Below are 12,488 nucleotides of genomic sequence, written 5' to 3'. Positions count from 1 at the left end.
GCGCGGCTACATCTTCCTCGGCACCGCAACAGCATCGGCCCTGGTCATCTGGCTCCGGACATGATCGCCCGGACAAGTCCTAGTTCGACCCGACCTGCAACAGGGACACCCGCACCGCCGCGTTCACCGGCTCCCGGGACATGAACGACCCTCGAAACACGAAGACGCGCATAGTGAGCGTCAACACGGCAGGGAAGACGACTGGCGCGGCCGTGACGGACGGTGAGATCACCAGCGCCGTCCCGGTGAAGGACGACCGATCGCCGCACGGGGCCGCCACCGCGCACGCCAATCTGTTCACCGGGCACGGCAGACCAGCCGTCATCGCCGCCAGCAAGCTCGGCAACCTCGATTTCCATTAAGGCGCGGCGGTCCGGATCTTCCTCACCGGCCACCCCACCGGCACCCTCCACACCAAGGGCACCGAGGTCACCCGAATCAACGCGCCCTCGGACACAGACATCTCCACCCTGGGGCCCCGCAGTCAACCCGGTCCTCACTCCCGGCGTCCGCGCCGGCCTGGAACGGATCAAGAACTCGGGCAAAGGCTTCACCAAGGCAGATCCCTCCTCGCAGGAACGACCTGCCCAGGCCCCCGCAATCATGACGACGGACGCGCCGACGAAGGTGACATCCACCGCCACCACCACCGGCGAGAAGATCCAGTCCGTCCAAGAGACGATGAGCCCCACAGGGAAGAGCACCTTCTCGCCCGCCCTGGCCACCGTAGGCTTCTCGGACTGAGTAACCTGGTCGAGCGGCCTGGAGGGGAGGCGCAGCCGGCGCGGTCATTGGCACACAGGTGGCGGTTCTGGTCGCGGAGTCTTTGGTCGAGCAGGACGGGTTGGGTCTGCTGGCCATCTTCACCCGCTGTCAGCGGTGGGCCGCGTACGAGCCGAAGAACCCCCGACAGCTCGTGCCTCTCCCCTACTTGGGCGCGCTCTTCATGTAATCGCACGGGCAGCATTGGTTCCCGCAGTGCCTCGATGCGTGACGGCATGCGTGCACCCTCTCAGTTGTGGGCCGCGATCCAGGCGAGGACGTTTTCCGGCATGCCGTCGATGTCGAGGATTGCGCCCCCGTGAGCGCTGCTGTTCGCCACGTTCTCCACGGTGGCCCCGTCCGTCGACAAGTCATGGGCCACCTCCTCGGCCTCTTCGAGGTCGCCATCCGAGCGGCCTTGGACCAGTCGGGGCGAGCCTCCTCGACGACGGCGAACTCTTCGTCCAGGATCGGCAGCCGCCCCTCCGCCTCGGGGCCTGACCGCTGGCACCGAAGCCGCCCCAGGGTGCGGCGCGTTCGGGACGGCAGCTTGTTGACGAACATGTCGTCGGCTCGGATGTCCGCGGCCAATCGGAGGACGGTGGCAAGCCCTTGGTCCACACTGCGGCGGCCGGGCCATAGCGGTGCTCTTCGCGCGGTCCGCTAGCTTCCGCGCAGATCTGTCCGCTGTTCAGCAGGGTGCTCTGGAGGTTGCCCGGGATGGAGGCGACGATGCGCGGACCGGCGCGGCGACGATCCAACCGCCGACGGCTACCCCGCCTCTGGTTGACCACGACGGCATCATGCAGCCAGGACTCGGCGCATGTCGACGCCGCTCAACCGCCCATGAGATGCAATCTTGTTACCTGAGAGTACTGGTCTAGGCCACGAATACAGAGTTAGGTTCATCGTGTAAGAAAGGTGCAGGTTGGGGAGACCATCTGGAGTTCTTGTACAGGGGTCTGTTTGGTGCCCCGGGTGCAGAGTGCCCCGGCGCTGGACTGTGCCGGATCGCCGAGTTGAGGCGGCCGGCTGAAGGGGGAAGGCGCAGTGGGGCAGTTCACGAGTGAGCCGATCTGCTCAACTGGGACCCGATGATGACGCCCCCCGCGGTGGCGGAGTCGCTTCCATGACCGACGGGGGCCAGCTGCACGATGCGGCCGCAGGTCACCGCCGCCCCGTCCGGAGCCGTACGGGCCGCGCGGCATGCCCTTGTCGAGGCTGCGCCGCTTGTTGATGCTCGCGCGTCGGAGCGGACACGGTCCCCTCACATCCGCGACTGAACCCGCGCTCCACCGGTCGCCGTCACCGGCGCGCCGGCACACCGGCCTGATCGCGCTCTCCGTCTGTTCCGGCGGGCGAGTCGCATTCGGCCGCCGAGGCACTACAGGGCCGATGTCACATACCGCCCCCGCCCTACCGGGGCGCGGGCTCGTCCCTGAATATTCACACGAGAGGAATCTGCTGTGGCAGACGAGCAAGTTCTCAGAGCCCAGAAGTGGGTGAACTCCCACTACGGCAGTGTCGCGGGCTACGTGCGCTGCCCGGAGGACGGTCGTACCGGCTGGGGAACCATGAACTCCCTCGTCATGGCGCTTCAGCACGAACTCGGCATCAGTCCGGTCGTGGCGTCGTTCGGTCCCACAACATACGCGAAGTTGGCCGCCCTCGGCGACATCGGCTTCGAGTGGGACGACAACCGCAACCTCGTGGCCGTCCTTGAGTTCGGCTTATGGTGCAAGGGGTACTGGGCCGTCGAGCCCGGAAGCGAGGGATGGTTCACCGGCGTCACCCGCGATGCTGTCGAGAAGCTCCGCGAGAACATGGGCATCGGCGGTGAAGGCGTGATCAACGCAAAGATCACCAAGGCCATCCTCAACATGGACTCCTACGTCCTCCTAGCCGGCGGCTCCGACCAGGTGCGCTCGATCCAGCAGTGGCTCAACGACGGCTACTGGTCCCGTGACGCCTACAACATCGGTCCCTGCGACGGCATCTACTCCCGTGATGTCCAGAAGTCGCTGATGATCGCTCTCCAGTACGAGCTAGGCATCTCCGCGCCGACCGGCAACTTCGGCCCCGCTACCCAGGATGGCCTGAAGGCCCACCCCCTCGCCCAGGGCGCCTCCGGGGTATTCGTCCAGCTCTTCTCCGCGGCGTGTGTCTTCAACTCTCCGACCTACGGAGCGGACAACAACGAGAAAAACACGACCTGGCGGTCCAGCTTCGACTCCGAACTCGCCGGTTGGGTCGCGGTCTTTCAAAGGTTCAACAAGCTAACTGACAACGGCAGGGGCGACTACGCGACATGGGCCCAACTACTGGTGTCCATGGGCGACCCTGACCGTCCCGCGACCGGATCGGACACACGGTATGAAATCACCGCCTCCCGCGCCAAGTGGATGTACAATAACGGCTATCGGTTCGTGGGACGGTACATATACGACCCGCCCGGCTCCACTCTCGACAAGGAGATCAAGCCGGGCGAACTGGATACCATCTTCAGCAATGGACTGAAGGTCTTCCCGATCTATCAGGACAACGCCCGTAAGCTCGAAGACTTCTCGTACACCACTGGTTACCAGCATGGGCTGAACGCACACAACCAGGCATCTGGCTACGGTTTCAATCGGGGCACCACCATCTACTTCGCCGTGGACTACGACGCGACCGGCGAGGAGATCCTGAGCGCCATCGTGCCGTATTTCCATGGCGTACAGGCCGCCCTCGCCAGCAAGGGCAAGAAATACACCCACGGGGTGTACGGCTCCCGGAATGTCTGCACCACCGTCAGCGACAAGACGTTCGCCCGCTTCTCCTTCGTCTCCGGCATGTCCTGGGGGTTCTCCGGCAATCTCGGCTTCCCCATCCCCAGGAACTGGTCGTTCAACCAAATCAAGGAATTCAAGGTCACCAACGGCTCCGACTCGTTCGACCTCGACCGTGACGTCGTCTCCGGAATCGACCGCGGCGTCTCCACGGTGGGTGACACAGGTGGACCTGCGGACAGTTTCATCACCTACATCCAGCAGCTGTACGACCTGGCCGGCTCGTACGGAGCCAGCGGCCAGAAGCGCAGCCAGCTCGTGATGGAGTACATCCGCCACTACACCTACGGAAACAAGGGCACTACCAACAAGCTGGGCTGGTGGTACCTCATCGGCTCGTACGACGGCGACTTCGTCGCGTACTGCGATTCCCGAGGCATGAGCATCAGGAAATCCTTTACCGACCCCTTCACCGGCTACCAACTCGGCGCCGAGCACATGATGGCCACGGCCAACGCACACCTCCTGACCGACCAGCCGGGCAACAAGAAGGCCGCCAACGGAGGGGACGTCGGCGGCTGGGCCGGTGACCTGATGACGTTCTGGGCCGACTGGCGCAACTCCGAAGAGGACTACGCCGATCCGCTGCAGTTCGCCCACGACAAGCTCGGGGTCCCCGGCGTCTCCTCGTCATTCGGCTTCAACGACCTCATCGAGGACGCCGACGGCTACCTTGTCGCCCGAGCCGTGCGCAGCAACAAGACCATCGTCGAGGCCGTCAAGGACCATTACAACGGCGGAGGTGGCCTGCGGCGCTTCAACAACTACTTCGCCCAGAGATGGGGCAACGCCACGGACTGCAAGGACTCCGCCCACAACGCCCTCACCGCAGTGGACGGAACGCTCTCCCCCGCTCAGCTGTACCTGATTACCGGAGCCGGAGCAGCGCTCCCGTCGGACTACCAGAACATTCCCGGTGGCGGGGACAAACTCAGCCGTTACGAGCAGGGCTTCGTCGACGCGCTGCAGGCCCGCATGGGGATGGAACAGCGCAACGCGGCCCTGTACAAGGAAAATCACGCAAAGTACCTCAAGGCGGCGCGCGCACGCTCCGCTCGGCGATAACGGCTAGAACAGAGGCATGAAGCAAGTCGCTTTTTTCGCGGTCGCTGCGGCCCTGATCGTATGGCTGATATGGAACCTGTGGAACCTCTTCCGCATCCTCACCGGCCTACGAAACGGGTCCTGGCAGCGGCCCATGTGGTGGACGCGCTTGTGCTCTGTCTCGCTCTTCGCGGGTCTCGCTTCCTGGATTTGGGGAACTTTCAGGACAGGTCTCGACGTGAGAGACACATGCCAGTTCGTCCATCATGAGCGCTACGACGAAACATACTGGGACGCCCATGCCAAGGAGTTCCAGAAGATCTTTCCACTGCACAACAAGTGCAACGCGCACTACGACTTGGTGCCCGCATGGGTCAACCCGGCCATCGTGGTCTGTGCCGTCGTCTCATTGGCCGCGATCGCCGTCCTCCTGCGGTTCGGCACCGCATATATCACCAATTTACCCAGAAGGGAGAATCAGTCATGAAAATGGCTGGTCTGTCACGGCGCCGGTTCGTGGGCGCCAGTTCCGGCGTCGCGGCTGCCGTAACGCTCATCGACCTCGGTGGAGCGAACCACGCCTCCGCCGACACCCGAAGATGGAACGGCTCCGCGTCGAAGAACGGCTGGCCCATCCTGGACGAGGCGCCCGGTCTCACCATCGAGGGCAGCGGCCAGAAGGTCTCGCTCGCCGAGGGGGACGCCGCCACGATCCTCCTGCACGTCGCCCGGCGATTCCACTACGAAATCGACACCTTACGTGCTGGCGACGTCCGAGGTTGGACCCATGACCGCAAGGTGACCGTGGCGTACGAGTCGAACTACCTGTCCGGCAGCGCGATAGCGATCCGCTCCGCGTGGTATCCGGCCGGGGCGAAAGGCAATCTGTACCCGAACGAACTGGTCGTCATCCGGGACATCCTGACCGAACTCGGCGGTGCCGTCGCCTGGGGCGGTGACTTCGAGACCCCCAAGGAGTCCCACTTCGAGATCACCCTCAAGCCTGGCCACCCCCGACTGAAGGGCGTCGCCCGCAAGATCCGAGGCTGGAACGACGGCCCCGGCGACGAGGGTGCGGGTGCGATCGACGCCTTCGAGCCGAAGCGCCGACGTGCGTCGCGCGCGTTCGAGAAGCAAGCCTCATAGGGGCATAGCGCGATCGCCCGGCATGCCGACATCATCGAGTCCATGGTTCAGGGGCGGCATACGGGCGGTGGAGCGGGCCCGGCCGGCCTCGCGCGGATGCGAGGCCGGCTGCACATACGTGCGCGATGGAATCGCTCGGCACGGAGGGCTGAAGCAGGTGTCATTCACCCGTGATGAGAAGATCGTCGGTCCACTCGGTGCGGGCTGCGCGTATCCACCTCGGCGAACGCGTTTCTGCGGGCCATTCCCGGCGAAGGCAACGTCGCGGATGAGGAAGACGGCATCCTGAGCTGTTCAGAAACTCATCACTGCTGGTTGAGCTGCGTGCTGGCACTCGTGGGATCAGAGTGAGGAGTGGCGACGTCCTAGACTGCGTTCACCCCATAAGGGACTCGACGCGGCTCACTGACACCTCTGGATAGCCCGGTCACGTCCGCTGGTGTGGTGTATCGACGGCCACTCGGCGATCCGTGGTTGAGGCTATGCGGTGAGTTCGGTGGGCTGCGGGGTTCCAGAACTCGGCCCGGCGCGATGACCAGCGGTAATGAGTGGAGTAGCACTCGCTGGGAAGGACTCGGATTGTGCCGCTTCGCCTGCTCTATTTGATCTTCACCCGGCTGCTCGGCTGGTGCGTGCTCCTCTGCCGTTCCTCCACATCCAAGGACATCGAGCTGCTCGTTCTGCGGCACGAGGTAGCGGTGCTGCGCCGCACGAACCCCAAGCCGCGCTTTACCTGGGCCGACCGCGCGTACCTCGCCGTGCTGATCCGACAGCTGCCGCGGCGACTGCGACGGCACCGTCTGGTCACACCCGACACGATTCTGCGGTGGCACCGCCGACTGGTGACGAAGAAGTGGACGTACCCGAACCGAACCGGCCGCCCGCCGATCGACCAGGCGATCGCCAGGCTCATCGAACAACTCGCCCGGGAGAACACCTCGTGGGGATACCAGCGCATCCAGGGCGAGCTGCTCAAGCTCGGCCACCGCGTGGGCGCCTCCACCATCCGCAGAGTCCTCAAACGCCGGAAGATACCCCCGGCACCTGAACGGCAGACCGACACAACGTGGCGGCACTTCCTCCGCACCCAGGCCCAGGCCACACTCGCCGTCGACTTCTTCCACGTGGACTGCGCCGTCACCCTGCGGCGGCTGTATGTGCTCTTTGCGATGGAAGTCGGCACCCGGTACGTGCACGTCCTCGGAGTGACCGGCCATCCGGACGGCCCCTGGACCACGCAACAGGCCCGCGATCTCCTGATGGACGGGCCTTGACCCTTGATCCTGGACACACGAGACACTGGATCCTGAGGATCTGAGAACGGACATCTCGTGGTCATGAAGAACTATCCGCCGCAGTTCAAGGCGGACGCGGTCGCGCTGTACCAGTCGCGGCCCGAGGCGACGATCCGACAGGTCGCCGCCGATCTGGGGATCAATCCCGAGACCTTGCGGAACTGGGTGCGGGCAGCCGGCGCGAGCCGGCCTCGGGGACGCCGGGCGGAGGTGCCGACCGAGCCACCGACGCCGTTGGAGGAGGAGAACGCAGCCCTGCGCAAGAAGGTCCGTGAGCTGGAGGAGGAACGTGAGATCCTGCGCAAGGCAGCGAAGTATTTCGCCGGAGAGACGCGCTGGTGAACCGCTTCCAGTTCGTTGCCGACCACCACCGCCGCTACGGCGTGAAGCGGCTGTGCACCATCCTCGGCATCGCCCGCTCCAGCTTCTACTACTGGCGTCGGACGGCCGCGGACCGGGCCGCCCGGCAGGCAGCCGACGCCCGCCTCGCCGCCCGGATACGGGCCGTGCACCGCGAGTCGGACGGCACCTACGGCGTCCCCAGGATCACCGCCGAACTGCGCGAGGCGGGCGAGCGCATCAACCACAAGCGGATCGCGCGTGTGATGCGGAGCATCGGCCTGGCAGGCGTGCGGCTGCGTCGCAGGCACCGCACCACCGTTGCGGACCCGGCCGCGGCGAAGGCCCCGGATCTCATCGGCCGCGACTTCACGGCAAGCGAGCCGAACACGAAGTACGTCGGCGACATCACCTATCTCCCTCTGGACAGCGGGAAGTTCCTCTACCTGGCCACCGTCATCGACCTCGCCTCACGCCGCCTGGCCGGCTGGGCCATCGCGGACCACATGCGCACCGGCCTCGTCATCGAGGCCCTGGCCGCCGCCGAACGGACCCGCGGCAGCCTTGCCGGGGCGGTCATGCACACCGACCACGGGGCCCAGTACACCAGCCGGGCCTTCGCCGACGCCTGCCGCCAGGCAAGCGTCCGCCAGTCCATGAGCGCGATCGGCAGCTCGGCGGACAACGCGCTTGCCGAGTCCTTCAACGCGACGTTCAAACGCGAGACGCTTCAGGGTCGCAAGACCTGGTCCAGCGAACGCGAGGCCCGCCTCGACGCGTTCCGCTGGCTCAGCCGCTACAACACCCGACGCCGCCACTCCCGCCTCGGACAACGCAGTCCCATCGCCTACGAGACAGCACTCGACACAACATCAACTACCCTGGCCCAAGCCGCATAGCCCGTGTCCAAGACTGCAGGTCAAGGCCCGACCTCGGCCACCGCACATCCGAGTTCGACTTCCTCATACGCGACCGTGCCAGCCAGTTCAGCAGGTCGTTCGACATGGTCCTCGCCAGCGAGGGCATCAAAGTCGTAAAGATCCCTCCGCGGTGCCCCCAAGCGAATGCGTACGCGGAGAGATTCGTACGCACCGTCCGTTCAGAGGTCACCGACCGGATCCTCATCTTCGGCCGACGCCACCTACGCACCGTGCTGAACGAGTACATCCAGCACTACAACGGACGAAGACCCCACCGCGGACAACAACTCCACCCGCCACGGCCCGACCACCCCATCGCCGACCCTTCTCACGAGCGGATCAAGCGCCGACAGCGTCTCGGCGGCCTCATCAACGAATACGAGCGAGCGGCGTAGAAACGCAGGTCATCACAGGTGGCCGTGTTGTGGAACCCCGCACGGCTGCGGCCCCGGCTCGCTCACCGCACGGCTGGCCAGGCGGCTGCCGGAGGCGGAAATCGTCGCGGTGGACATGGACCCGCTGCTGCTGGAGCTTGCCCGTACCCGCCACGCCGACGCGGCCCGCTACGTTGAGACGGTCATCGGCGAGCCCGGGTGGACCGACGCACTGGACCTGGACCGCCCGCTGGACGCGGCCGTCTCCACGACGGCGCTGCACTACCTCGCCGAGGACTCCCTGCGGCGGACCTATCACCATCTCGCGGCCCTGCTGCGTCCCGGCGGCGTCCTCGTCAACGCCGACCACTTCCCCTCGGACGACACTCAGCCGACGCAGCTCGCGACCCATGTCGGCAACCGGCGCTCCGAGCGGCTGCGCGCATTCACCCACGAAGACTGGGGATCCTGGTGGGCGGCCACCGCAAAGGATCCGGAGCTGTCCGGCCTCCTCGCCGAGCGCCGCAGAAAACAACCGCCCGCGTCCCGCGAAGGCGGCGGCCACAATGGCCTATGCCTGCCCCGACACATCGAGCTGCTGCGGCAGGCGGGTTTCGCCCAGGCGGGCCCCGTCTGGCAGTTCGGGAACAGCCACGTCCTCGTCGCCGTCCGATAGACCGCCACGCACCACGGGCCACACAGTTCTCTGCCGAGGTATGGCGCCAGCGGCGCCCCGGGCGCACCCTGTTGCAGGGGGGAGAAAGAAGGTACCTCATGACCACCAGCACCCACACTCCCCACACGGACCACGACCACCAGCATGGAGACGGCTGCGGACACGTCGCCGTACCTCACGCCGACCACATCGACTATGTGCACGACGGCCACCTGCACCGGACGCACGAGGACCACGTCGACGAGTGCGAGCCCACCGGGCACGCCATCCACGAGGGCCACGACCACCGGCACCATGCCGACTGCGGACACGTCGCCATACCGCACGGCGACCATGTGGACTACGTCCACGACGGACACCGCCACGCCCAGCACGAGGACCACTGGGACGACCACTGACTGCTTCCGTCCCCTGCCGGTCAGAGCCGTGACGGCGTCGGCACGTCGTCCCGTTCCTCCTCCACTGTCACCGTGCGGCCCCGCCGGGGCCGCACGGTGAGGAGTGTCGCGAGGTAGACGGCGGTGGCGACGGCCAGGATGGCGAAGCTGGGGGGCAGCCGCGGCGCGGCGTAGCTCAGCCCGAGCCCGGTCCACATCTCGGCCACCGCGAGTCCGGCCGACAAGGCCAGGGCGTGATACGGGCGAGCGGTCAACCGGTGGGCGGTTCCCGCAGGGGCGGCCAGAAGGCCGAGCAGCAGCAGGGAGCCGACCGCCTGGGTGGCTTCGGCGGCGCAGGCCCCGACCAGGACCAGAAACACCAGGCCCAGCGTCCGCACGGGCACACCGCGCGCCGCGGCTACCGCCTCGTCGACCGAGGCGAACAGCAGCGGCCGGGCGAGCAGAGCCACGGCGGCGCAGATCACGGCGGCCACCAGCGCCGCCGTCCGCGCCTGCCCCGCCGACAGGCCGAAGATCGAGCCGAACAGCACGTTCACCCCCGCGGTGCCGTGGGCGGCCCCGCGGGTGCTGTAGAGGGTGAGGAAGAAGGCCCCCAGGCCCAGGATCCAGGCGAAGACGCTGCCGATGCCCACGTCGTCGGAGCGGCCCCGTCGGCCGAGCGCGCCGATCAGCACGGCGAACACGACGGTCGCCGCGAACAGTCCCAGCCGCAGGTCGTATCCGAGCGCGAGCGCCGCCAGCGCTCCGGTGAACGCGACGTGGCCAAGCGCGTCCCCGGTGAACACCTGCGCACGGAGCACCAGGAAGTACCCCACCAGACCCGCCGCCGCGGCGATCCCCGTCCCGGCCAGCAGCGCGTGCGTGAAGTACGGGTGGTCGAACGCGTGGAACACGCTCATGCCGCGCCCCCGGAGAGGCGGGCGGGTGCTGGGGCACGCCGGTCGAGGGCCTGCGCGAAAAGGCGCGTGAGCCGGGCCAGGACGTACATGCCGAAGGCGAAAGTGGTCACGTAGAACCCGATCGGGTACGGGGAGTAGTACGCGGCGATCAGCCCGGTCCACGTCACGACGAGCCCGATCAGCACCGAGACGGCCAGTCCGGCGGCGGGCCGGGCGGTCAGCTGCTGGGCAGTGGCGGCGGGCATCACCAGCAGGGCGAAGACCAGCAGGGTGCCGGTGATCTGGCTGGTCGCCGCGGTTGCCGTGCCGAGCAGGACAAGGAACGTCACGGACAGAACGCGCACCGGAACCCCACGTACGGCGGCGACGTCGGGGTCGGCCGAGGCGAACAGCAGTGGCCGTGCGATCACCGCCAGCGTGGTCAGCGTCACCGCCGCCACTGCCGCGAGGACGGCCACCTGGGTGGTGGTGATGCCGAGGAAGCTGCCGAACAGCAGGGAGTTGATCCCGCCGAGGAAGCCCTTGTAGAGCGCGACGAAGAGGAATCCGCAGGCCAGCCCGAACGCCTGGACCGTCCCGGTCAGGGCCGCCTCCTGCCCGCTGCCGCCCTGCCCGGCACGCGGGATGGCGGCGATGACCAGGGCGGCACCGACGCAGAAGGCGAAGTATCCGACGACCGGGGTGATGCCCAGCAGGGTGGCGCAGGCCGCGCCGGGGAAGCTGACCTGCGCAAGCGTGTGGCCGGCGAAGCTCTGCCGACGCACAACCATGTACCAGCCGATGACGCCGGCGAGGACGGCGACGATGGTGCCGGCCCGGAAGGCGTTGACCATGAACGGGAACGCCCACATCGCCCGCAGATCGGTCACCGGGTTCCACGACCAGGCCGGATAGGTGTCAGCCAAGCTCAGGGTGGTGACCATGGCCTCCCCCTCCCGCCGCGCGGTGCCCGCCGCCGACGACCACCAGCCGCCCATCACCCGCGCGCAGTACTTCCACCGGGGTCCCGTAAAGCCGCGACAGAGTCTCCGTGGTGATGACTTCCCGGGGCGGCCCGGCAGCGGCACCACCCTCGGCGAGGTACAGCACCTGGTCCAGCCAGGGCAGTATGGGGTTGACGTCATGTGCGACCATCACCACGCTGACGCCCTCCTCTCGGCAGATCCGCCCGATGAGCGCCGCCACCGCTCCCTGGTGGGACAGGTCCAAACTGTCCAACGGCTCATCCAGCAGCAGTAGTTCAGGACCGCGGACGAGCGCCTGGGCGATGAGCAGCCGCTGCTGCTGGCCGCCGGAACACTCCCCGATCGGCCGGTGTGCGTACGCGCTCGCCCCGACCAGGTCGATGACCTCGGCTATACGGTCCCGAGCCGCCCGGCGCCGCGCGCTGAACCGTACGGGCAGCGGCAGCGGCACCCCCCAGCGGTCACCGTCCAGGCCCATGCGCACGACATCGATGCCGCGGATCCGCAGGGACGGGTCGACGTTGCGGCGTTGCGGCAGATAGCCGATCCGGTGCCCGGCCCGGCCGGGGGCTTCGCCCAGTACCCGTACCTCGCCCGCGGTGATCGGCAGGAGTCCGAGGGCCACCTTGATCAGGGTGGACTTGCCGACACCGTTCGGGCCGAGGACGGCCGCGAACTCCCCGGCGCCGACCTCCAGGTCCACCCCGGACCACAGGATGCGTCCGCCGACCCGTACGGCCGCGCCGCGCAGGGACACGGTGTCCTCACCGCCGCCGCGGCGTCCGGTAGTCCTGGCTTGCGGCGGTACACGATACCGCACCGCCTCCCGTATCCGGACCATC

12 protein-coding genes and 2 pseudogenes are annotated in these 12,488 nt (G+C 67.2%); 11 read left to right on the top strand and 3 right to left on the bottom strand.

The window, feature by feature from the left end:
• Positions 1-173 precede the first annotated feature (173 nt).
• From EEJ42_RS04285 to EEJ42_RS04240, 11 genes and pseudogenes are all read left to right on the top strand, one after another.
• The gene (locus EEJ42_RS04285) at positions 174-362 is read left to right on the top strand and encodes a hypothetical protein (protein ID WP_123098666.1); all 189 of its coding nucleotides are present in this window, start codon (positions 174-176) and stop codon (positions 360-362) included.
• A 241-nt stretch (positions 363-603) separates the two neighbouring features.
• Entirely contained in the window at positions 604-744 is a 141-nt protein-coding gene (locus EEJ42_RS50620) for a hypothetical protein (RefSeq protein WP_184502924.1), read from the top strand.
• A 46-nt stretch (positions 745-790) separates the two neighbouring features.
• Positions 791-904 (top strand): annotated as a pseudogene (locus EEJ42_RS52440) (ADP-ribosylglycohydrolase family protein); the annotation flags it as partial.
• 1,324 nt (positions 905-2,228) lie between these two features.
• Positions 2,229-4,655 (top strand): glycoside hydrolase domain-containing protein, encoded by a 2,427-nt coding sequence (locus EEJ42_RS04275; RefSeq protein ID WP_123098665.1) that lies wholly within the window; start codon positions 2,229-2,231, stop codon positions 4,653-4,655.
• A gap of 16 nt (positions 4,656-4,671) precedes the next feature.
• A complete protein-coding gene (locus tag EEJ42_RS04270; protein WP_123098664.1) occupies positions 4,672-5,121 on the top strand; it encodes a hypothetical protein in 450 nt (149 codons plus the stop codon).
• Entirely contained in the window at positions 5,118-5,780 is a 663-nt protein-coding gene (locus EEJ42_RS04265) for a hypothetical protein (RefSeq protein ID WP_123098663.1), read from the top strand. The genes EEJ42_RS04270 and EEJ42_RS04265 overlap by 4 nt, the downstream gene beginning before the upstream one ends.
• Positions 5,781-6,361: 581 nt before the next feature.
• Positions 6,362-7,054 carry a helix-turn-helix domain-containing protein gene (locus EEJ42_RS04260; protein ID WP_123098662.1) on the top strand — a complete coding sequence of 231 codons (693 nt, stop codon included), beginning with the start codon at positions 6,362-6,364 and terminating at the stop codon, positions 7,052-7,054.
• 57 nt (positions 7,055-7,111) lie between these two features.
• Positions 7,112-8,313, top strand: a protein-coding gene (locus EEJ42_RS04255) for an IS3 family transposase (RefSeq protein ID WP_123098661.1) whose coding sequence is annotated in 2 segments (ribosomal slippage) — positions 7,112-7,403 and positions 7,403-8,313 — 1,203 coding nt in all. Because the reading frame shifts where the segments join, the coding sequence is not laid out codon by codon here.
• Between the two features lie 104 nt (positions 8,314-8,417).
• A complete protein-coding gene (locus EEJ42_RS04250) occupies positions 8,418-8,729 on the top strand; it encodes an integrase core domain-containing protein (RefSeq protein WP_246096036.1) in 312 nt (103 codons plus the stop codon).
• Between the two features lie 43 nt (positions 8,730-8,772).
• Positions 8,773-9,384: pseudogene (locus EEJ42_RS04245) on the top strand (class I SAM-dependent methyltransferase); the annotation flags it as partial.
• Between the two features lie 98 nt (positions 9,385-9,482).
• A complete protein-coding gene (locus EEJ42_RS04240; RefSeq protein ID WP_123098660.1) occupies positions 9,483-9,782 on the top strand; it encodes a hypothetical protein in 300 nt (99 codons plus the stop codon).
• A 20-nt stretch (positions 9,783-9,802) separates the two neighbouring features.
• Here the strand turns inward: EEJ42_RS04240 and EEJ42_RS04235 are convergent, their stop codons facing one another.
• The 3 genes from EEJ42_RS04235 to EEJ42_RS04225 are packed head-to-tail and all read right to left on the bottom strand — an operon-like array spanning position 9,803 to position 12,487.
• Entirely contained in the window at positions 9,803-10,681 is an 879-nt protein-coding gene (locus EEJ42_RS04235; protein ID WP_123098659.1) for a metal ABC transporter permease, read from the bottom strand.
• Positions 10,678-11,604 carry a metal ABC transporter permease gene (locus EEJ42_RS04230; RefSeq protein WP_123098671.1) on the bottom strand — a complete coding sequence of 309 codons (927 nt, stop codon included), beginning with the start codon at positions 11,602-11,604 and terminating at the stop codon, positions 10,678-10,680. The genes EEJ42_RS04235 and EEJ42_RS04230 overlap by 4 nt, the downstream gene beginning before the upstream one ends.
• Positions 11,579-12,487, bottom strand: a complete 909-nt coding sequence (locus tag EEJ42_RS04225; RefSeq protein ID WP_246096038.1) for a metal ABC transporter ATP-binding protein — start codon at positions 12,485-12,487, stop codon at positions 11,579-11,581. Before EEJ42_RS04225 ends, EEJ42_RS04230 begins: the two co-directional genes overlap by 26 nt.
• Position 12,488: the final 1 nt, after the last annotated feature.

Source organism: Streptomyces botrytidirepellens (genome assembly GCF_003721215.1).
GTDB classification, from domain to species: Bacteria; Actinomycetota; Actinomycetes; order Streptomycetales; family Streptomycetaceae; genus Streptomyces; species Streptomyces himastatinicus.
Note: the sequence above shows the minus strand (reverse complement) of the source record. Positions and strands in the feature narration are given on the sequence as shown.

Excerpts from the sequence above, each read along its gene's own strand:
- EEJ42_RS04230 (WP_123098671.1), bottom strand. The coding sequence starts at position 11,604 with ATGGTCACCACCCTGAGCTTGGCTGACACCTATCCGGCCTGGTCGTGG.
- EEJ42_RS04240 (WP_123098660.1), top strand. The coding sequence starts at position 9,483 with ATGACCACCAGCACCCACACTCCCCACACGGACCACGACCACCAGCAT.
- EEJ42_RS04250 (WP_246096036.1), top strand. The coding sequence starts at position 8,418 with ATGGTCCTCGCCAGCGAGGGCATCAAAGTCGTAAAGATCCCTCCGCGG.
- EEJ42_RS04225 (WP_246096038.1), bottom strand. The coding sequence starts at position 12,487 with ATGGTCCGGATACGGGAGGCGGTGCGGTATCGTGTACCGCCGCAAGCC.
- EEJ42_RS04265 (WP_123098663.1), top strand. The coding sequence starts at position 5,118 with ATGAAAATGGCTGGTCTGTCACGGCGCCGGTTCGTGGGCGCCAGTTCC.
- EEJ42_RS04270 (WP_123098664.1), top strand. The coding sequence starts at position 4,672 with ATGAAGCAAGTCGCTTTTTTCGCGGTCGCTGCGGCCCTGATCGTATGG.
- EEJ42_RS50620 (WP_184502924.1), top strand. The coding sequence starts at position 604 with ATGACGACGGACGCGCCGACGAAGGTGACATCCACCGCCACCACCACC.
- EEJ42_RS04235 (WP_123098659.1), bottom strand. The coding sequence starts at position 10,681 with ATGAGCGTGTTCCACGCGTTCGACCACCCGTACTTCACGCACGCGCTG.